The 18,516-nt window shown below is 59.9% G+C and carries 22 protein-coding genes; 16 read left to right on the top strand and 6 right to left on the bottom strand.

The window, feature by feature from the left end; genetic code table 11:
* Window positions 1-113: 113 nt before the first annotated feature.
* The 10 genes from OC605_RS24485 to OC605_RS24440 all read left to right on the top strand — a co-directional run bounded on the left by OC605_RS24485 (window position 114) and on the right by OC605_RS24440 (window position 9,969).
* Window positions 114-1,013: a LysR family transcriptional regulator gene (locus tag OC605_RS24485; protein ID WP_133335356.1), complete on the top strand. Its 900-nt coding sequence runs from the start codon at window positions 114-116 to the stop codon at window positions 1,011-1,013.
* A gap of 434 nt (window positions 1,014-1,447) precedes the next feature.
* Window positions 1,448-2,569, top strand: coding sequence for a Re/Si-specific NAD(P)(+) transhydrogenase subunit alpha (locus tag OC605_RS24480; protein ID WP_071173988.1), 1,122 nt, complete (start codon window positions 1,448-1,450; stop codon window positions 2,567-2,569).
* Window positions 2,570-2,584: 15 nt separating this feature from the next.
* The gene (locus tag OC605_RS24475) at window positions 2,585-2,905 is read left to right on the top strand and encodes an NAD(P) transhydrogenase subunit alpha (protein WP_003220416.1); all 321 of its coding nucleotides are present in this window, start codon (window positions 2,585-2,587) and stop codon (window positions 2,903-2,905) included.
* Window positions 2,905-4,338: an NAD(P)(+) transhydrogenase (Re/Si-specific) subunit beta gene (locus OC605_RS24470; RefSeq protein WP_262140030.1), complete on the top strand. Its 1,434-nt coding sequence runs from the start codon at window positions 2,905-2,907 to the stop codon at window positions 4,336-4,338. The genes OC605_RS24475 and OC605_RS24470 overlap by 1 nt, the downstream gene beginning before the upstream one ends.
* A 214-nt stretch (window positions 4,339-4,552) precedes the next feature.
* Window positions 4,553-6,046, top strand: a complete 1,494-nt coding sequence (locus tag OC605_RS24465) for an acetyl-CoA hydrolase/transferase family protein (RefSeq protein ID WP_262140029.1) — start codon at window positions 4,553-4,555, stop codon at window positions 6,044-6,046.
* 323 nt (window positions 6,047-6,369) lie between these two features.
* Complete coding sequence (locus OC605_RS24460; RefSeq protein WP_007911656.1) at window positions 6,370-6,585, top strand: DUF1127 domain-containing protein; 216 nt, start codon at window positions 6,370-6,372, stop codon at window positions 6,583-6,585.
* Between the two features lie 334 nt (window positions 6,586-6,919).
* Complete coding sequence (locus OC605_RS24455) at window positions 6,920-7,237, top strand: DUF2388 domain-containing protein (protein WP_133335362.1); 318 nt, start codon at window positions 6,920-6,922, stop codon at window positions 7,235-7,237.
* Window positions 7,238-7,345: 108 nt separating this feature from the next.
* Complete coding sequence (locus tag OC605_RS24450; protein ID WP_133335364.1) at window positions 7,346-7,663, top strand: DUF2388 domain-containing protein; 318 nt, start codon at window positions 7,346-7,348, stop codon at window positions 7,661-7,663.
* Between the two features lie 27 nt (window positions 7,664-7,690).
* Window positions 7,691-8,011: a DUF2388 domain-containing protein gene (locus OC605_RS24445; protein WP_133335366.1), complete on the top strand. Its 321-nt coding sequence runs from the start codon at window positions 7,691-7,693 to the stop codon at window positions 8,009-8,011.
* Window positions 8,008-9,969: a DUF4105 domain-containing protein gene (locus OC605_RS24440; RefSeq protein ID WP_262140025.1), complete on the top strand. Its 1,962-nt coding sequence runs from the start codon at window positions 8,008-8,010 to the stop codon at window positions 9,967-9,969. Before OC605_RS24445 ends, OC605_RS24440 begins: the two co-directional genes overlap by 4 nt.
* 57 nt (window positions 9,970-10,026) lie before the next feature.
* Here the strand turns inward: OC605_RS24440 and trpA are convergent, their stop codons facing one another.
* Both trpA and trpB read right to left on the bottom strand, forming a co-directional pair.
* The gene (gene trpA, locus OC605_RS24435; protein ID WP_262140024.1) at window positions 10,027-10,836 is read right to left on the bottom strand and encodes a tryptophan synthase subunit alpha; all 810 of its coding nucleotides are present in this window, start codon (window positions 10,834-10,836) and stop codon (window positions 10,027-10,029) included.
* Window positions 10,836-12,068 carry a tryptophan synthase subunit beta gene (trpB, locus tag OC605_RS24430; protein ID WP_016772302.1) on the bottom strand — a complete coding sequence of 411 codons (1,233 nt, stop codon included), beginning with the start codon at window positions 12,066-12,068 and terminating at the stop codon, window positions 10,836-10,838. Before trpB ends, trpA begins: the two co-directional genes overlap by 1 nt.
* A 113-nt stretch (window positions 12,069-12,181) precedes the next feature.
* On the opposite strand from trpB, the gene OC605_RS24425 reads away from it, so the two are divergent.
* Window positions 12,182-13,099, top strand: a complete 918-nt coding sequence (locus OC605_RS24425; protein WP_122700371.1) for a LysR family transcriptional regulator — start codon at window positions 12,182-12,184, stop codon at window positions 13,097-13,099.
* On the opposite strand, the gene OC605_RS24420 is transcribed toward OC605_RS24425, so the two are convergent.
* On the bottom strand, window positions 13,072-13,398 hold the full coding sequence (locus tag OC605_RS24420; protein WP_039757078.1) for a YqjD family protein: 327 nt from the start codon (window positions 13,396-13,398) through the stop codon (window positions 13,072-13,074). The genes OC605_RS24425 and OC605_RS24420 overlap by 28 nt on opposite strands.
* A 166-nt stretch (window positions 13,399-13,564) precedes the next feature.
* Between OC605_RS24420 and OC605_RS24415 the strand changes: the two genes are divergently transcribed.
* Window positions 13,565-13,780 (top strand): dodecin, encoded by a 216-nt coding sequence (locus OC605_RS24415; RefSeq protein WP_016772305.1) that lies wholly within the window; start codon window positions 13,565-13,567, stop codon window positions 13,778-13,780.
* A gap of 129 nt (window positions 13,781-13,909) precedes the next feature.
* The gene (locus tag OC605_RS24410) at window positions 13,910-14,134 is read left to right on the top strand and encodes a DUF1161 domain-containing protein (protein WP_262140019.1); all 225 of its coding nucleotides are present in this window, start codon (window positions 13,910-13,912) and stop codon (window positions 14,132-14,134) included.
* 164 nt (window positions 14,135-14,298) lie between these two features.
* Here the strand turns inward: OC605_RS24410 and OC605_RS24405 are convergent, their stop codons facing one another.
* Entirely contained in the window at window positions 14,299-15,300 is a 1,002-nt protein-coding gene (locus OC605_RS24405) for an LLM class flavin-dependent oxidoreductase (protein ID WP_186569791.1), read from the bottom strand.
* A 240-nt stretch (window positions 15,301-15,540) separates the two neighbouring features.
* Between OC605_RS24405 and OC605_RS24400 the strand changes: the two genes are divergently transcribed.
* Entirely contained in the window at window positions 15,541-15,972 is a 432-nt protein-coding gene (locus OC605_RS24400; protein ID WP_016772308.1) for an OsmC family protein, read from the top strand.
* 239 nt (window positions 15,973-16,211) lie between these two features.
* Window positions 16,212-16,451, top strand: a complete 240-nt coding sequence (locus OC605_RS24395) for a DUF1161 domain-containing protein (protein WP_016772309.1) — start codon at window positions 16,212-16,214, stop codon at window positions 16,449-16,451.
* A 7-nt stretch (window positions 16,452-16,458) separates the two neighbouring features.
* Here OC605_RS24395 and OC605_RS24390 read toward each other — a convergent pair whose 3' ends face one another.
* Window positions 16,459-16,878, bottom strand: a complete 420-nt coding sequence (locus OC605_RS24390) for a hypothetical protein (protein ID WP_186569790.1) — start codon at window positions 16,876-16,878, stop codon at window positions 16,459-16,461.
* Between the two features lie 39 nt (window positions 16,879-16,917).
* The gene (locus OC605_RS24385; RefSeq protein ID WP_262140016.1) at window positions 16,918-17,340 is read right to left on the bottom strand and encodes a hypothetical protein; all 423 of its coding nucleotides are present in this window, start codon (window positions 17,338-17,340) and stop codon (window positions 16,918-16,920) included.
* A 58-nt stretch (window positions 17,341-17,398) separates the two neighbouring features.
* On the opposite strand from OC605_RS24385, the gene OC605_RS24380 reads away from it, so the two are divergent.
* The gene (locus OC605_RS24380) at window positions 17,399-18,475 is read left to right on the top strand and encodes an aminopeptidase (RefSeq protein WP_262140014.1); all 1,077 of its coding nucleotides are present in this window, start codon (window positions 17,399-17,401) and stop codon (window positions 18,473-18,475) included.
* The last annotated feature ends 41 nt before the right edge of the window (window positions 18,476-18,516 follow it).

The raw sequence follows: 18,516 nt of genomic DNA, 5'->3' as shown, positions 1-18,516 counted from the left end.
AGGCGCGGTTCGCCATTGCGGCAAACGAGGATTTCGCATCCTGTTGTGCTAATTTCTCACTCCGAAACGTCGCGAATTGCCTTTTATGCGGCGCATTAGTGAGGTTGACGTACATGCGCAGGAAGATCCCCAGCACCGCCGCACTGATCAGCTTCGAAGCTGCCGCCCGCCATGAGAGCTTTACCCGAGCCGCTGAAGAGCTGTCGCTCACACAGGGTGCCATTTGCCGACAGATCGCCAGCCTTGAGGAGTTCCTCAGCGTGGAATTGTTCCGACGCTCGCGGCGTGGAGTGAAACTGACCGAGGCGGGTCTTTCCTACAGTCGTCGGGTTGCGACTCAGCTCGATGCGGTGGAGCGCGACACCCTCTCGGTGATGGGCCAGCAAGGCACCAACGTCATCGAGCTCGCCGTGGTGCCGACTTTCGGCACGCAATGGCTGCTGCCAAGGCTCAAGGATTTCCAGCTCCAGCACCCGGAAGTGACCGTCAACCTGACCAACCGCACTCGGCCATTCCTGTTTGCCGACACCGAATTCGATGCCGCGATTTACTTCGGCGACGCCGACTGGTCGGGTACCGAATCCCACAGGTTGATGGGCGAAAATCCGATGCCGGTGTGCAGCCCCGCCCTACTCGGCAATCGCAAACAGCTGACAGCCGCAGCCATCGCCGAACTACCGCTGCTGCAGCAGACCACCCGACCTTACGCCTGGCGCCAGTGGTTCAATTCGCAGCAGTTGAATATCCCTCGCGACATGACAGGTCCCCGCTACGAGCTATTCTCAATGCTTGCCCAGGCAGCCATGCACGATATGGGCGTCGCGCTGATTCCGCCGTTTCTGATTCAGCGCGAGCTGGCAGAGAAACGTCTGGTGGTTGCCAACCCTCAAGCGCTCTCCAGCATCAAGGCCTATTACCTGATGATTCCGGAGCGAAAGGTCGAATCGGCATCGCTTAAGGCATTTCGCGACTGGCTGGTAAATCAAGCGCAGAGCTACAGCCTAGAAGAATAAAGGCCTTGCGCAATACTTAACCACGTAGTCAGAAAAACCGAAGCCCTACAGATATAACTATTTGTCGCTTTTGCGCAGACTGTATCCGAAAGTCGTACAGACGTCCCACAAGCTGCCAAACACGTGGCTTTCAGCCTCTAATGGCGACTCATTGCTGCCTATTCACGCCACCGATGCGAATTTTTTTCAAATTCAGCCAGAATCCTTGCAGGGCGCGGCCTGCGAGGGTTTCAACTAGCCATCTGCGACATTCGGTCACGGCATGACTTGTAGTTAATTTTCCGTCACCCGTCATAATCCCTTGAAGGGCATAAAGTTCGCCTGCAAAATGCCGCGCCCCGCCCTGATTCGGCGGGATCGTGCTGATCGGCCGCCCCAGTCGCACCATCCGTAGTGCATGGGTTTACTCAATAAGATCACGCAGGAGATTTGACGTGCACATTGGTGTTCCTCTCGAAACCCAGACCGGTGAAACACGGGTTGCCGCAACCCCGGAAACCATCAAGAAGCTGATCAGCCAAGGCCATAAGGTCACTGTGCAAAGCGGCGCTGGCGTCAAAGCCAGTGTCGTCGACAGTGCCTATGAAGCGGCCGGCGCAAGCATTGGCAGCGCCAATGACGCGTTTGGCGCCGAGCTGATTCTCAAAGTGATCGCGCCAAGCGATGCCGAACTGACGCTGATCAAGCGCGGTGCGGTGCTGGTGGGCATGCTCAACCCATTCAACAACGAAACCATCGCGAAGATGGCCGAATGCGGCATTACCGCGTTCGCCCTCGAGGCGGCACCGCGCACCTCGCGGGCGCAGAGTCTTGATGTGTTGTCGTCGCAGGCGAATATCGCCGGCTACAAAGCGGTGTTGCTCGCGGCTCACTATTACCCACGCTTCATGCCGATGCTGATGACTGCTGCGGGGACCGTGAAAGCGGCGCGGGTGCTGATTCTTGGCGCAGGCGTGGCCGGATTGCAGGCGATTGCCACGGCGAAACGTCTGGGTGCGGTGATCGAAGCGTCCGACGTGCGCCCTGCGGTGAAGGAACAGATCGAATCCCTCGGCGCCAAGTTCGTCGACGTGCCTTACGAGACCGATGAAGAGCGCGAATGCGCCGTCGGTGTCGGCGGTTACGCGCGGCCGATGCCGGCGAGCTGGATGCAGCGTCAGGCGCAGGCTGTGCACGAGCGCGCCAAGCAGGCCGATATTGTCATCACCACCGCGCTGATTCCGGGCCGCAAGGCGCCGACGCTGCTCAGCGCCGAGACAGTGGCACAGATGAAACCGGGCTCGGTGGTCATCGACCTCGCCGCCGCCCAGGGTGGCAACTGCCCACTGACCGTCGCCGATCAGGTCGTTGTGGAAAACGGTGTGACCATCGTCGGACCGACCAACCTCGCCGGTGAAGTCGCTGCCGATGCTTCGGCGCTGTACGCACGCAACCTGCTGGACTTCCTCAAGCTGGTGTTCACCAAGGAAGGCCAGTTCGACGTCAACCTCGAAGACGACATCGTCGCCGCGTGCCTGATGTGCCGCGACGGCCAAGTCATCCGCAAAAACGCCTAAGCAGGGATTCAGACGATGGAAGAGCTTATCTCCCCCGGTATCTACAACCTGATCATCTTCGTGCTGGCGATTTATGTCGGTTACCACGTGGTCTGGAACGTTACGCCTGCGCTGCACACGCCGTTGATGGCGGTGACCAATGCCATTTCCGCGATCGTGATCGTCGGTGCCATGCTCGCCGCTGCGCTGACCGTCACGCCGCTGGGCAAGACCATGGGCACGCTGGCAGTGGCACTGGCGGCGGTCAATGTGTTTGGTGGCTTCCTGGTCACCCGCCGCATGCTTGAGATGTTCAAGAAGAAAGCCCCGAAAGCAAAAGAAGAGGCGCCGAAGTAATGAGCATGAATCTCGTCACGACGCTCTACCTGATCGCGTCGATCTGCTTTATCCAGGCCCTCAAAGGCCTGTCGCACCCGACCACTTCGCGGCGCGGCAACCTGTTCGGCATGCTTGGCATGGCGTTGGCCATCATCACCACGGTCGGCCTCATCTATAAATTGGGCGCTGAGCTGGCTACGGCTGGTATCGTTTATGTCATCGTTGGTCTGCTGGTCGGCGGCACCGCCGGTTCGATCATGGCCAAGCGCGTTGAAATGACCAAGATGCCGGAACTGGTAGCGTTCATGCACAGCATGATCGGCCTCGCGGCGGTGTTCATTGCCATTGCGGCGGTAGTTGAGCCGCAGTCGTTGGGTATCGTTAAACAGCTGGGCGATGCGATCCCGGCGGGCAACCGTCTGGAGCTGTTCCTCGGTGCTGCGATCGGTGCGATCACCTTCTCCGGTTCGGTGATCGCCTTCGGCAAGCTCTCGGGCAAATACAAGTTCCGCCTGTTCCAGGGCGCACCGGTACAGTTCGCCGGTCAGCACAAGCTCAATGCGGTTCTGGGTCTGGCTACGCTGGTTCTCGGCCTGACCTTCATGTTCACCGGCAACCTTACGGCGTTCGCACTGATGCTGGCGCTGGCGTTCGTGATGGGCGTGCTGATCATCATCCCGATCGGCGGCGCCGACATGCCGGTGGTGGTGTCGATGCTCAACAGCTATTCCGGCTGGGCGGCGGCGGGCATCGGTTTCTCGCTGAACAACTCGATGCTGATCATTGCCGGCTCGCTGGTGGGTTCGAGCGGTGCGATCCTCTCGTACATCATGTGCAAGGCGATGAATCGCTCCTTCTTTAATGTACTGCTCGGCGGTTTCGGCAATACGGCAGATGCAGGTCCTACCGGTGCGCAAGAAGCCCGTCCGGTGAAATCCGGCTCCGCTGATGACGCAACCTTCCTGCTGACCAACGCCGACACCGTGATCATCGTCCCGGGCTACGGTCTGGCAGTGGCCCGTGCACAACACGCACTGAAGGAACTGACCGAGAAGCTGACCCATCGCGGCGTGACCGTGAAGTACGCGATCCACCCGGTGGCCGGTCGCATGCCTGGGCACATGAACGTCCTGCTCGCCGAGGCCGAAGTGCCTTACGACCAGGTGTTCGAGATGGAAGACATCAACTCCGAGTTCGGTCAGGCCGACGTGGTGCTGGTGCTCGGCGCGAACGACGTGGTCAACCCGGCCGCGAAGAACGATCCGAAGTCGCCAATTGCCGGTATGCCGATTCTCGAAGCGTTCAAGGCCAAGACCATCATCGTCAACAAGCGCTCGATGGCCAGCGGCTATGCCGGTCTGGACAACGAACTGTTCTATCTGGACAAGACCATGATGGTTTTCGGCGATGCGAAAAAAGTCATCGAAGACATGGTCAAAGCGGTCGAGTAATTCACCGCTGCAATAGCGAACGCCCCGACTTGTCGGGGCGTTTTTGTTTGCACCAGACGCTGGACAATTTGCCGCGTTGTTGCGAATCCGGTAACGGTGTTTTACTGCAAACCCGCGAAATAGAGGCCTCGTTTGCGACCTTGGTAGCGGGACAGGCGCCGGCCAAATTCACTAGACTGCGCATCCTGCTACTCGTTGCCCGAGATAATAATCCATGTACCGTGACCGTATTCGCCTGCCTTCGTTGTTGGACAAAGTGATGAGCGCTGCCGACGCCGCTGCTCTGATTGAGGACGGCATGACCGTCGGCATGAGCGGTTTCACCCGCGCCGGCGAAGCCAAGGCCGTTCCCCACGCACTGGCCGAGCGCGCCAAGGTCACGCCGCTGAAGATCAGCCTGATGACCGGCGCCAGCCTTGGCAACGACCTCGACAAGCAACTGACCGAGGCCGGCGTGCTGTCGCGGCGCATGCCGTTTCAGGTCGACAGCACGTTGCGCAGGGCAATCAACGCCGGTGAAGTGATGTTCATTGACCAGCATCTCTCGGAAACCGTAGAGCAACTGCGCAACCAACAGTTGAAGCTGCCGGACATTGCCGTCATCGAGGCAGTCGCCATCACCGAACAAGGCCATATCGTGCCGACCACTTCGGTGGGCAACTCGGCCAGCTTCGCGATCTTCGCCAAACAAGTGATCGTCGAGATCAACCTGGCCCACAACGCCAACCTCGAAGGCCTGCACGACATTTATATCCCGACGTACCGCCCGACGCGGACGCCAATCCCGCTGGTGAAAGTCGACGATCGCATCGGCAGCACGGCAATTCCGATTCCGCCGGAGAAGATCGTTGCGATTGTCGTCACTCAACAATCGGACTCGCCGTCCACGGTGTCGGTACCGGACATCGACACCAACGCTATCGCCGAACACCTGATCACCTTCTTCAAGCAGGAAGTTGCGGCCGGGCGCATGACCAACAAGCTCGGCCCGCTGCAGGCTGGCATTGGCAACATCGCCAACGCGGTGATGTGCGGCTTGATCGACTCGCCGTTCGAAGACCTGACCATGTATTCGGAAGTGCTGCAGGACTCGACTTTCGACCTGATCGATGCCGGCAAGCTGAGCTTTGCCTCGGGCAGTTCGATCACCCTGTCCGAGCGGCGCAACAGCGACGTGTTCGGCAACCTGGAGAAGTACAAGGACAAACTGATTCTGCGGCCGCAGGAGATCTCCAATCACCCGGAGGTGGTGCGGCGTCTGGGCATCATCGGCATCAACACCGCGCTGGAGTTCGACATCTACGGCAACGTCAACTCCACCCATGTCTGCGGCACGCGGATGATGAACGGCATCGGCGGCTCCGGCGACTTCGCGCGCAATGCGCATCTGGCGGTATTCGTGACCAAGTCGATCGCCAAGGGCGGCGCGATTTCCAGCGTGGTGCCGATGGTCAGCCACGTCGACCATACCGAGCATGACGTCGACATCCTGGTGACCGAAGTCGGCCTCGCCGACCTGCGTGGCCTGGCGCCACGGGAGCGTGCACGAGTGATCATCGACAACTGCGTGCATCCGGACTTCCGCCAGGCACTGAATGATTACTTCAGCGCTGCTTGCGCAGTTGGCGGTCACACCCCGCATATTTTGCGCGAAGCCCTGAGCTGGCATATGAACCTGGAAGAAACCGGGCGCATGCTGGCGGTGTGATTCGCACAGATAAACCGCCGACGCAAACACAGTTTTGCGTCGGTGGATGCGCGCGAGAAGCAGGATCGCGAAAAAACTGTACTGCTGTACCGGTCATTTCCTACATCAAAGCCCTACTCAATCCCCTGATACGAGCCGAAATGCACCAATCAAGTGCAGATAGGTACAGTTTGCCCAATTTCGACCCGTACACCATGCATAAACAGTTAACTGCTCACTCACAATACAAATGAACTGTATCTACAGAGACTATCCAAACGAGAGGATCATGGGCACCAGTCAAACCACTACCTGATCCCGCCACAAGCGGAAGGATGTCAACCATGGAACGTACACTCAGTTCCGAACTGTTCTTCGAAGACAAAGCTGTAAACACCCAGGCTTCCCTGCCTCTGCGCGTTATTGCCAACCTGATGTTGTGGCAGCGCCGCATCTCCAGCCGCCACCAACTGGCCCGTCTGGATTCGCGTCTGCTGGCTGACGCCGGTATCAGCGAAGCACAACGCTACGAAGAGCTGAGCAAGCCGTTCTGGCGCTAAGCAGCGTCGCTGGCTCTGGTCGTCAGACCCACCGCCAGCAACCCGAATTGCACAAGCAGAACCCGTCGTGGGCAACCACGACGGGTTTTGTCGTTTCAGGGACCCTGAATGCTCTAAAACGCGTAAATGAACGAATACAGGTACAATTTACGAAAACCCCAACTAACAGCAGTACAGTTACCCAGAACCTTTGGAGTATCACTGGCCACCACTGGGCGAACCGCATCTGGCAGCCTAATATCCATGCAGAACGTGGCGAACGTTGCGCAACAGGCGTCTGACTCCTCAGATACCGAGCCACCTCTCACTACGGTTTATCCAAAGGAGTTACATCATGACCCGTCTTCGTCTGCTCAGTGCCGCCGCCCTGCTGGCCGTGGCTGCCAACGCCAGCGCTACCAGCTTCATCGTCACCACCGACTCGATCGTCGGCGCGCTGAAGGCCTCTTCTGACGCCACTTCCGATGTGACCTCCTCGTTCCGTGACGACAAGATCGTTCTTGCCGCCCGCGACGATGCCGCCAGCTTCGTGGCCAGCGAAGGTGATATCCGTGGGGTGAAACTCGAAAGCGCGCTCAATCACATCCGCCATCAGGCGCCACAACTCAATGCCACCGATGCCCAATTGGCTCAGGCCATTCTGACCCTCTGATCGTTTGCGGTATTGCGGGACACGCCAGCCGTGTCCCGATGTTTCAACGCTGGCTCTGGCCCAGGCATTTGCGCTAGCCTTCAGGCTCGTTAACAGTTGTCGAGTCCCATGCGCTTTCTTCCAAACCTGCTTATCTCTTCTACTTTATTCACGGCCTGCTGGGCGACGTCCGCCAACGCCTTCGATGCTTTCAATGCGTCGACCCAAGGCACGGTGGTCAGCGGTTACGCGACCAGCATGGTGTCTTCTGCGCCGTTCGACCGTAAACTGCTGCTCGCCGCCCATGATGATGCGGCCGCCTTTGTTGCCAGTGACGGTGAATGGCGAGGCGCACGGCTGGAATCCGCGCTGCATTACCTGCGCAAAACCCGGCCGAAACTTCATGCCAGCGACCTTGAACTGGCAGAGGCAATTCTCGTCCAATAGTTATCCTTGTCCTTCCGGAGTCGTTCCATGCGTAGCCCGCTGATTGCTGCCGCCCTTGGCCTGTTTGTGTTGGCCGATGTGGCCCAGGCGCACACCCTGGTAGCCACCAGTAACATCATCGTTCGTGCCTCCCAGCGCAGCATCGATTTCACTTCCGATACCACCACGTCGATTCGCGATTCGAAAATCATCCGCGAAGCCCACGACGACGCCGCCAGTTTCGTCGCCACCAACGGTGACATCCGTGGCGCGCACCTGGAAGCCGCCCTCGACACCTTGCGCACTCGCGTGCCGGAAGCGCGCGACGCCAGTGATCAGGTACTCGCCGAAGCCATCCTCGCACTGTGAGGTCCGTTGGCGCCTGGCTGCTGGCCGGGGCGTTGTTGCTGCTTGGCAACAGCGCCCACGCCGGCCTGCAATTGCGGCTCAAGACCGAGGGTCTGAGCCCGGCTCAACAACAGGCCAGTCAGGCGCTGATCGATGAGGCCATGGCGAAACTGCCGCCGAGCTTCATCGAGCGGCTGGATCGGCGCATCGACGTCGGCTGGACCGACGACATGCCTGCCAACGCTTACGGGCAGGCAATGCTGGTTGCCGAACTCGATCTGAATCGCAAGCTGCTCGCCGGCCTCACCGATGGCAGCGCGGCGAAAGAGAAAACCAATCGCCCCCACGGCACTGTGCGGCAGGAACTGCTGGCCACGGTGCTGCACGAAATCACGCATATCTACGACCGCGCGCGGTTATGGCCGAGCGCCGAGCGCACGTTGATCCAACGCTGCACCCGACGCTTCAACAGCGCCGGGCTGATCGGCATTCCCGATGAGTGTCGCGGGCAGAACGGTCGCCGCTTCACCATCAGCGACGACCCGCGCCTGCTCGATCTGGCCGGTTGGCAACAGTACGTCGGCCGCCGTGGCGAGCGTGAACAACACAACCGTCAGATCGCCCGCAGCCCGGATCTTTACGAGATCTCCAGTCCCAAGGAATTCGTCGCGGTCAACATGGAGTACTTCCTCCTCGACCCGAGCTACGCCTGCCGCCGCCCGGCGCTGTATCGCTACTACAAGGAACATTTCGGCTGGGCGCCGCCAGCGCAGGACACCTGCAGCAAGAGCTTCGCCTTTCTCAATGCGGGCAATGACTTCGCCAAGCAACCCTTGGGGCAGGTCGATCCGGAACGGGTCTACGCGGTCGATTACCTGCTGGCCGAGGCCAATCAGAACTGGGTCAGCCGCTGGGGCCACAGCATGTTGCGCCTGGTGATCTGCGCCCCCGGTCGTCCGCGCGGCCCGGATTGCCGCCTCGACCTCGATCAACACCTGGTGCTGTCCTATCGCGCCTTCGTTGGCGATGTGCAGCTGTCGAGCTGGGACGGACTGGTCGGCAAATACCCGTCACGGCTGTTCGTGTTGCCGCTGGCGCAAGTGATCGACGAATACACCAAGACCGAGCTGCGCAGCCTCGCTTCGGTGCCGCTGAACCTGTCTCGCGAGGAAATCGAAGGCGTGGTCGAACATGCCGCCGAGATGCACTGGAGTTACGACGGCAACTACTTCTTCCTGTCCAACAACTGCGCGGTAGAAGGCTTGAAACTGTTGCGCAGCGGCAGCAATAACAGCCAACTGGTCGGCCTCGACAGCATCATGCCCAACGGCTTGCTCGAAGTGCTCAAGGGCCGTGGTCTGGCCGACACCAGTGTGCTCGACGATCCGAAAGAAGCGCTGCGTCTGGGTTACCGCTTCGACTCGTTCCGCGATCGCTATCAAGCGATGTTCGATGTATTGAAGAAGCAGCTGCCGATCAAGCAGACCACTGTCGAAGACTGGCTGTCACTCAGCGCTGAGCAACGCCGCGAATGGTTCGACCGCGCCGACCTGCGCACCAGTGCCGCGCTGTTGCTGCTCGAGCAGGCCAGTTTCCGCCGGCAGTTGTTACTGGCGCAGGATGAGGTCAAGCAACGCTACCTCGGCGCCCGCGAGCTGGAAAACGGCGGCATGGACAAGGCCAACGCGACCTTGCAGCAGATCCTCGCCAACAGTGGCTTCCTCAGCCGCCCGGCGGAACTGCTCGACTCCAAAGGTTACGGACTACCGCAGCCGAGCGAGTTTGGCCGACTGGAAGCGGAAAGCAGCCAGCGGCAGAAGAAGCTGCTGGCGCTGTCCGGCGATCTCGATACTGAAGTGCGCAAGCTGCTCGAACCCAAGCGCGCCGCCGAGATTGCCGCCAGCGAGGCCAACGTCAAGCAGATTGGCGAGCATTTGCGCAAACTGCACAAGGCCTCGGGCGGACTGCAATTACCCTGAGCACAAAAAAGGCTTCAGAACGCCTGTTCTGAAGCCTTTTTGTTTTCCCCTGCGGCTTTAGACGCGAGCCTTGCGCACGCCTTGGGACAGCGCCGAACACAGACTCAACACGCCATCGATGGCCTGCTCAGGCGTATCGGCACTGGCGATGTGATCAATCAGCGCCGAGCCCACCACCACACCGTCAGCCAGACGCGCGATGGCCGCGGCCTGCTCCGGCGTACGGATACCGAAACCGATGCTGATCGGCAGGTCGGTATGCCGACGCAGACGTGCAACCGCCTCTTCCACGTGCTCCAGAGTCGCTGCACCGGCGCCGGTGACACCTGCGACCGACACGTAGTAGACAAAACCGGAACTGCCGTTGAGCACACGCGGCAGACGTGCGTCGTCGGTGGTCGGCGTGGTCAGGCGAATGAAATCCAGCCCGGCAGCCTGCGCCGGGTCGCACAGTTCTTCGTTGTGCTCTGGTGGCATATCCACCACGATCAGGCCGTCAACGCCAGCCTCTTTGGCTTCGGCGATGAAACGCTCGACGCCGAATTTGTGAATCGGGTTGAAGTAGCCCATCAACACCAGCGGTGTGTCGCTGTTGCCTTCACGGAATTCGCGAACCATTTGCAGGGTTTTCGCCAGATTCTGTTTGGCGCCCAGGGCGCGAATGTTGGCCAACTGGATTGACGGGCCATCGGCCATCGGATCGGTGAACGGCATGCCCAGCTCGATCACATCGGCACCTGCGGCGGGCAGGCCTTTGAGGATCGCCAGCGAAGTGTCGTAGTCAGGATCACCGGCAGTGACAAAGGTCACCAGCGCCGCGCGGTTCTGTTGCTTGAGGTCGGCAAAGCGGGTTTGCAGGCGGCTCATCAGTGTTTCTCCTGCTGCGACTGTTGCATATGGTGCATCACGGTTTGCATGTCCTTGTCGCCACGACCCGAGAGGTTGACCACCATCAGGTGATCCTTCGGCAGCTTCGGTGCGCGTTTGAACACTTCGGCCAGGGCGTGGGCGCTTTCCAGGGCAGGAATGATCCCTTCCAGACGGCAGCATTTGTGGAACGCTTCGAGCGCTTCGTCGTCGGTTACCGAGGTGTACTGGACGCGGCCGATGTCGTGCAACCAGGCGTGTTCAGGGCCGATGCCCGGGTAATCGAGGCCGGCGGAAATCGAGTGAGCGTCGATGATCTGCCCATCGTCGTCCTGCAGCAGGAAGGTGCGGTTACCGTGCAGCACGCCCGGCACCCCGCCGTTCAGGCTGGCCGCGTGCTTGCCGGTTTCGATGCCGTAACCGGCGGCTTCGACGCCGATGATCTCCACGCTCTTGTCGTCGAGGAACGGGTGGAACAGGCCCATGGCGTTGGAACCGCCACCGATGCACGCCACCAGACTGTCCGGCAGACGACCTTCCTGAGCCTGCAGCTGATCGCGGGTTTCCTTACCGATAACGGCCTGGAAGTCGCGGACCATTGCTGGATACGGGTGTGGGCCGGCTACGGTGCCGATCAGGTAGAAGGTGTTGTCGACGTTGGTCACCCAGTCACGCAGGGCTTCGTTCATCGCGTCTTTGAGGGTGCCGGTGCCAGCCACGACCGGGATGACTTCAGCGCCGAGCAGCTTCATGCGGAAGACGTTGGCCTGCTGACGTTCGATGTCAGTGGTGCCCATGTAGATCACGCAGTCCAGCCCGAAACGCGCAGCAACGGTGGCAGTAGCCACGCCGTGCATGCCGGCGCCGGTTTCGGCAATGATGCGCTTCTTGCCCATGCGCCGTGCCAGCAGAATCTGGCCGATGCAGTTGTTGATCTTGTGCGCGCCGGTGTGGTTCAGCTCTTCACGCTTGAGGTAGATCTTCGCGCCGCCGCAGAACTCGGTCAGGCGTTCGGCGAAATACAGCGGGCTCGGACGTCCGACATAATCACGCTGGAAGTAGGCCAATTCTTCCTTGAATGCCGGATCTTCCTTGGCCGCTTCGTATTCGCGAGCGAGGTCGAGGATCAACGGCATCAGGGTTTCCGCTACATAACGGCCACCGAACGCACCGAACAGGCCGTTGGCGTCAGGGCCGTTACGCAGATCAGAGGTGTTCGAAGTCTGGGTCATGGGTCGCTCCAGGTGAATTCGGTCAGAAGACAATGACGATCACTCTACCCCTGACTTTCCAGGCTGAAAACCGATAAGATCGCCGCAACCTGTCAGGAAAACTCACAGATACCATGAGCCATGACCTTCCCCCGCTGAATGCCTTGCGCGCCTTCGAGGCCACCGCTCGTCTGAACAGCGTTAGTCAGGCAGCCGAACAGCTGCACGTCACCCACGGCGCGGTCAGCCGCCAGCTCAAGGTGCTTGAAGAACATCTAGGGGTGAGCCTGTTCGTCAAGGACGGACGCGGCTTGAAACTCACAGATGCCGGAGCGCGTCTGCGCGATGCCAGCGCTGAGGCGTTCGATCGGTTGCGCAGTGTTTGCGCCGAACTGACGCAAAGCACAGCGGATGCGCCGTTCGTGCTGGGTTGTTCCGGGAGCCTGCTGGCGCGCTGGTTTATTCCGCGCCTGGGGCGGCTGAATGCCGATTTGCCGGATCTGCGTCTGCACCTGTCGGCCGGTGAAGGCGATCTCGATCCCCGCCGCCCGGGGCTGGACGCGCTGTTGCTGTTCGCCGAGCCACCGTGGCCGGCCGATATGCAGGTCTATGAACTGGCGGCGGAACGCATCGGCCCCGTAATGAGCCCGTTGTATAGCGGTTATCAGAAGCTGCACACCGCTGTGGCCGCAGATCTTTTTGATGAGCCCTTGTTGCACACCACCTCTCGCCCACAAGCCTGGCCCAGTTGGGCGCAGCAAAACCACCTCGATCCCAGGGCGTTGAAGCTCGGGCAAGGTTTTGAGCATTTGTATTATTTGCTGGAGGCGGCTGTTGCAGGTCTCGGCGTGGCAATCGCGCCGGAGCCGCTGGTAACCGAAGATCTGAAGGCGGGGCGCCTGGTTGCGCCGTGGGGCTTCTGCGAAACCCCGGCGCAACTGGCGTTGTGGCTACCCAAGCGCGCCGCAGATGGACGCGCCCGGCAACTGGCGCAATGGCTCAAGAACGAGCTGCGCCAGCCTGATCACTCACCGCGCTTGAACAAAAAGTAGGCGGCGAGCAGACCGATTGCACCGACAGCCACGCCGGCTGTGGTCCATGGGTGTTCCTGCGCGTAGTCACGAGTGGCAATGCCGGTCTCGCGGGTTTTCACTTTGACTTCTTCGTACGCGTCGCTGAGCAGATGACGGGAATGTTTCAGCGCACTTTCGGCGTTGCTTTTCAGCGCCTTGAGGGTCTTGCGCGACTCGTCCGAAGCATCGTCTTTCAAGCTTTCCAACGATTTGAGCAGACTCTCGATCTCGGCTTCCATGCTTTGCAACGAGGCTTTACGTAAAGAGGTGTTGGCCATGGTGGCTCTCCTGCATTGGTGATGAGTGGCGTGTGTTGGTTGGGACTTCAGCATGTCGAGAAAGTGCAGAAATTCTGAACTTCGGCAGCGCAGCGGCGCCGAAATCATCAGTGCAATTGCCTGCTAGGCTCAATTTCACACGCCATTCCAACCCAAGGAGAACGCCATGAGTGACCATCACACCTACAAGAAAGTCGAGCTGGTCGGCTCGTCCACTACCAGCATCGAAGACGCCATCAACAATGCATTGGCCGAGGCGAACAAGACCCTGCGCAATCTGGAATGGTTTGAAGTGACCGAAACCCGTGGCCACATCGAAAACGGCCAGGTAGCGCACTTTCAGGTCACGCTGAAAGTCGGCTTCAAGATTGCCGCCAGCTGAGTTTGAGCTAGTCTTCTGAACTTGCGCGCTGGCCGAGTGCCATAGGGAATGGCAAAGCGCTACAAGGTGAGCGCATCGGGTGGATGACTCGATGCCCGCCTCTTTCAATCCGACCAGGGAGTGCGACCGATGAAGAAGTTCATGTTGGCAGTAGGGTTGTTGAGCCTTGCCGGTGGTGCGTTTGCAGCCGGCAAGCCATGTGAAGAGCTGAAAAGCGAAATCGCAGCGAAGCTCGACGACAAAGGCGTATCCGGTTATTCGCTGGAAGTTGTCGACAAGGGTGCGGCGGCTGATGGCGACGTCGTCGGCAGTTGCGAAGGCGGCAGCAAGGACATCGTCTACAAGCGCGGTTGATTGCGCCTGAAATACAAAAGCCGACGTGGATGCGTCGGCTTTTTTGTGGACGATGATTTTCCGGGAAGGAGCTGCGGAACGTTGCGATCTTTTGTTCTTGATTTCAAATCGCAATCAAAAGATCGCAGCCTCGTTGCACTCGACAGCTCCTACAGGGGTTCGCTTTATCCCTTCATGACTTGGGCCAGCAGCTCGTAGGAATGCACGCGATCGGCATGCTCGTACAGGTCCGAGGTGAAAATCAGCTCGTCCGCCTGGGTCTGCTCGATCAACACCTCAAGCTTGGCGCGGATCTTCTGCGGGCCGCCGACCATGGCGAGGCCGAGAAAATCGCCCACCGCCTCACGTTCATGGGGCAGCCACAGACCGTCCATGGTTTTCACCGGCGGACGCTGCACCAGACTCTGGCCACGCATCAACGCAAGAATGCGCTGGTACACCGACGTCGCCAGGTAATCGGCTTGCTCATCGGTATCCGCTGCCACCAGCGGCACGCCGAGCATCACGTACGGCTTGTCGAGCACCGCCGACGGTTTGAAGTGATTGCGGTAGATGCGGATCGCCTCGTGCATGAAGCGCGGCGCGAAGTGCGAGGCGAAGGCGTAAGGCAAGCCGCGCTCACCCGCCAATTGCGCGCTGAACAGACTTGAGCCGAGCAGCCAGATCGGCACGTTGGTGCCGGTGCCGGGCATGGCGATCACCCGTTGCTCTGGGCTGCGCGGGCCGAGGTAGCGCATCAGTTCGGCAACGTCTTCAGGGAAGTCGTCAGCGCTGCCCGAGCGCTCACGGCGCAAGGCGCGGGCGGTCATCTGGTCAGAGCCGGGCGCGCGGCCCAGACCCAGGTCGATCCGTCCCGGGTACAGGCTCTCGAGGGTGCCGAACTGCTCGGCGATCACCAGCGGCGCATGGTTGGGCAGCATCACCCCGCCGGAACCGACGCGGATCGTCGACGTGCCTCCGGCCAGATAGCCGAGCAACACCGAAGTGGCCGAACTGGCGATGCCGTCCATGTTGTGGTGCTCGGCGACCCAGAAGCGCGTGTAGCCGAATTTCTCGGCATGCTGCGCCAGGTCCAGCGAATTGCGCAGCGATTGCGCCGCGCTGCCGTTTTCGCGCACCGGCACCAGGTCGAGAGTGGAAAATTTAACGTCGGACAGTTTTTTCATGAACCTGCATCTCCGGGTGGGGAGGCAGGTTTTTCTTGCGAACGAAAACCTGCCAAATCCATAAGCGTGTTTTATGGAATGAGGGCATATACCCGAGATTCAATAGCAGCGACGAAATTTCCTACTAAAAAAGTCAACGATTCAGCCAGGCTGAACTTTGTTCCGCCGTCTATCCTCAGAAGCCTTGCTAGTAAAAACCGCGACGGCGCGGCGTTCCGCGCCATATTTGAGGAGGCAGACATGGCTATCGTGAAAAAGGCATCGGCGCATTGGGAAGGCGATCTGAAAACCGGTCTCGGCTCGATCTCCACCGAAACCGGCGTACTACGTGAAGCGCCGTACGGCTTCAAGGCGCGCTTCGAAGGCGGCAAAGGCACCAACCCTGAAGAGCTGATCGGCGCGGCCCACGCCGGCTGCTTCTCCATGGCGTTTTCGATGATTCTCGGCGATGCCGGCCTGAAAGCAGACAGCATCGACACCAACGCCGAAGTCACCCTCGATCAGGTTGACGGCGGCTTCGCGATCACTGCGGTGAAGCTGATTCTCAAGGCGAAAATCCCGGGCGCAACTCAGCAGCAGTTTGAAGAGCTGAGCAACAAGGCCAAGGAAGGGTGCCCGGTTTCCAAGGTGCTGAATGCGAAGATCACCCTTGAGGCTTCGCTGGTCAGCTGATTCGGCGTTTGCCGGCCTGACGCCTTCGCGAGCAGGCTCGCTCCCACAGGGGGATTTGTGCACGTCGCAGATCCAGTTTGTGCGAGCTTGCTCGCGAAGGCAGTCTCGAAACCTGCTCAGCGGCCGGCAATTAATACAAGGTGTGAGCAAAGTCAGAACCCGCTCTGCAGAATTGTGGTCGAATAATCGACAGCAGCTTCAGCGCACACCCGTGCGCGCTGCCTCAAGGAGCTTCATCGATGAAACGTATTGGCTTGGCGATCCTTTGCAGTGCACTGGCCACGTCCGCTTTCGCAGCCCCCAAGGACTGCGAAGAGCTCAGAAAGGAAATCGAGATCAAGATTCAGGCGAAGGCCATTCCCTCGTACACCCTGGAAATCATCACGGCGGAAGAGGCGAAGCAGCACGACTCGGCCATGATCGTCGGTTCTTGCGAGAACGGTACCAAGCGGATCATCTATCAGAGAAACGATAGCTGATTGCCTTTCACGGCACGCAATTGATCTGCCGCTCGTTGGCAACGATCTGCCCCTGACGATTGATCAAGCGTGCACTTGGCGTGAAGGCCAGCGATCGGGCCTCAAGGCGGTAACGCTGCCCGGCCTCGAAGTGTTCATAGGGCACGGTCATGTAACACAGCCGCTCTTGCGGATCGGAATCCATGCCCTGACCACCCCCGAATACTTCGAAGTCAAAGCGCACGGTGAGCTCATGACTACCGGGCGTCACTTGAAAAAAGCGTCCGTCGCGCAAGCGCTGTTTATCCAGGCGCTCGGCCATCAGCACTTTGCCGCCGGGGGTAGGCATGGCGAAGTCGACCCAGGCTTTGTCTGGATCGGCCGCCGGCAACGGGCTCTGACAACCGGCGAGCACACTGGCGGCCAGCAATGTCGTCAACTTGCGCATGATCGATATCCTTTGACGGGATTTGCAGCATAGCGCCGATCAACTGCTCTGACAGCCCGCCGGTGTACCCTGGCCGACAACCTTGCGCTGTTCGTCATAAAGCTTGGCCCAAGGCCGGAAGCCGATGCTGCCCGCCTGCAGCTGATAGCGGTGGCCGGCGTTGAAATCCTTGAATTTCACGCTCAACTGGCAATCGCGCCACAGCGGTTCGGCAGTCGGGCCGATGTTGGTGGCTTCGACCGGGAATTGGTAGCGCACCTTCAGCTCATGGCTGCCGGGCTGCACTTCGAAATAACGTTTGTCGACAGCCTGTGTGGCGTCGACTTGTACGGCTTGCAGCGCCGTGTCGTGTTGGTGGGCGTCGAGATCGATCCAGGCTTGCGTGGGGTCGGGGTCGGGCATTCCGAATCCGGCACAACCGGCCAGCGTCAGCAGGCCTCCTGTCAGCATCAACATGCGCATAGCGGTGCTCCTTGAGGCGGGATAGTCTTGGGGCAGACTTTCCGGGGAATTTCTTATTTTGATCAGGCCGTTTTCCAGCCTTGGGTTACTTGATCGCGTTTTTCCGATTTTGTTTCCGGGTGTGTTGTTTTTGTTGCTCAACGGTTGCGCCAGCGTCAGCTACTACAGCCAGCTGGCCAGCGGACAATTGCAATTGCTGCGTGCGCGGGAGCCGGTCGAGCAAGTCATTGCCGACCCAAGCCGCGATGCCAAATTGCGCGCTCATCTGGTCCAATCGCAAAAAGCCCGCCTGTTCGCCACCGAGCATCTGCATCTGCCGGACAACCAGAGCTATCGTCTGTACGCCGACATCGGTCGGCCGTTCGTGGTGTGGAACGTGTTCGCCACCGCAGAGTTTTCCCTCACCCCGCTGAATCACTGCTTTCCGATTGCCGGCTGCGTGGCCTATCGCGGCTACTACAGCCAGAGCGCCGCCCGTGGCGAGGCGGCGCTTCAGCGCTTGCAGGGCATGGACGTGTCGATCGGCGGGGTCGAGGCGTACTCGACGCTCGGCTGGTTCAATGACCCGATCCTCAATTCGATGATGGGCTGGGGCGACGAACGACTGGCCACGCTGATCTTTCATGAACTGGCGCACCAGAAGTTCTATTTGAAGGACGACACCGAGTTCAACGAGTCATTCGCCACCTTCGTCGAGCAGGAAGGCACGCGGCAATGGCGCGCGTTTCGCGGGCTGCCGGCGGAGTCGGATGCCAGGCTCAAGCAGCGTGACCAGTTCATCGCTCTGGTACTCGTCACGCGCTCACGACTGGAGACGCTGTATGCGCAGCCGCTGTCGGTTGAGCAGATGCGTGAGCGCAAAGCAGCTGAATTCGAGCGCTTGCGCCGTGAGTATCGGGTCATGCGCGACAGTCAGTGGGCCGGGGACAATCGCTATGACGCCTGGGTCAATGCGCCGCTGAACAACGCGCGACTGTTGCCGTTCGGGCTGTATGACCAGTGGGTGCCGGCGTTTGCGGCGGTGTTCCGCCAAGTAGATGGGGATTGGATGAGGTTTTATGCCGAGGTTGAGCGGTTGGGACGGTTGCCGGTTGATGAGCGTAAGGCGAAGCTGAAAGCGCTGGCCCAGTCCTAAGGAACTCGGGGGCATAACGGCCCTTTCGCGAGCAGGCTCGC

The sequence above is a fragment of the Pseudomonas sp. Marseille-Q5117 genome (assembly GCF_946901175.1).
Taxonomy (GTDB): Bacteria; Pseudomonadota; Gammaproteobacteria; order Pseudomonadales; family Pseudomonadaceae; genus Aquipseudomonas; species Aquipseudomonas iranensis.
Note: the sequence above shows the minus strand (reverse complement) of the source record. Positions and strands in the feature narration are given on the sequence as shown.

Coding starts and splice junctions, on each gene's coding strand:
- OC605_RS24465 (WP_262140029.1), top strand. CDS start 4,553: ATGTACCGTGACCGTATTCGCCTGCCTTCGTTGTTGGACAAAGTGATG.
- OC605_RS24460 (WP_007911656.1), top strand. CDS start 6,370: ATGGAACGTACACTCAGTTCCGAACTGTTCTTCGAAGACAAAGCTGTA.
- OC605_RS24405 (WP_186569791.1), bottom strand. CDS start 15,300: ATGAAAAAACTGTCCGACGTTAAATTTTCCACTCTCGACCTGGTGCCG.
- OC605_RS24445 (WP_133335366.1), top strand. CDS start 7,691: ATGCGTAGCCCGCTGATTGCTGCCGCCCTTGGCCTGTTTGTGTTGGCC.
- trpB (WP_016772302.1), bottom strand. CDS start 12,068: ATGACCCAGACTTCGAACACCTCTGATCTGCGTAACGGCCCTGACGCC.
- OC605_RS24470 (WP_262140030.1), top strand. CDS start 2,905: ATGAGCATGAATCTCGTCACGACGCTCTACCTGATCGCGTCGATCTGC.
- OC605_RS24395 (WP_016772309.1), top strand. CDS start 16,212: ATGAAACGTATTGGCTTGGCGATCCTTTGCAGTGCACTGGCCACGTCC.
- OC605_RS24420 (WP_039757078.1), bottom strand. CDS start 13,398: ATGGCCAACACCTCTTTACGTAAAGCCTCGTTGCAAAGCATGGAAGCC.
- OC605_RS24385 (WP_262140016.1), bottom strand. CDS start 17,340: ATGCGCATGTTGATGCTGACAGGAGGCCTGCTGACGCTGGCCGGTTGT.
- OC605_RS24415 (WP_016772305.1), top strand. CDS start 13,565: ATGAGTGACCATCACACCTACAAGAAAGTCGAGCTGGTCGGCTCGTCC.
- OC605_RS24425 (WP_122700371.1), top strand. CDS start 12,182: ATGAGCCATGACCTTCCCCCGCTGAATGCCTTGCGCGCCTTCGAGGCC.
- OC605_RS24475 (WP_003220416.1), top strand. CDS start 2,585: ATGGAAGAGCTTATCTCCCCCGGTATCTACAACCTGATCATCTTCGTG.
- OC605_RS24455 (WP_133335362.1), top strand. CDS start 6,920: ATGACCCGTCTTCGTCTGCTCAGTGCCGCCGCCCTGCTGGCCGTGGCT.
- OC605_RS24485 (WP_133335356.1), top strand. CDS start 114: ATGCGCAGGAAGATCCCCAGCACCGCCGCACTGATCAGCTTCGAAGCT.
- OC605_RS24450 (WP_133335364.1), top strand. CDS start 7,346: ATGCGCTTTCTTCCAAACCTGCTTATCTCTTCTACTTTATTCACGGCC.
- OC605_RS24390 (WP_186569790.1), bottom strand. CDS start 16,878: ATGCGCAAGTTGACGACATTGCTGGCCGCCAGTGTGCTCGCCGGTTGT.
- OC605_RS24410 (WP_262140019.1), top strand. CDS start 13,910: ATGAAGAAGTTCATGTTGGCAGTAGGGTTGTTGAGCCTTGCCGGTGGT.
- OC605_RS24400 (WP_016772308.1), top strand. CDS start 15,541: ATGGCTATCGTGAAAAAGGCATCGGCGCATTGGGAAGGCGATCTGAAA.
- trpA (WP_262140024.1), bottom strand. CDS start 10,836: ATGAGCCGCCTGCAAACCCGCTTTGCCGACCTCAAGCAACAGAACCGC.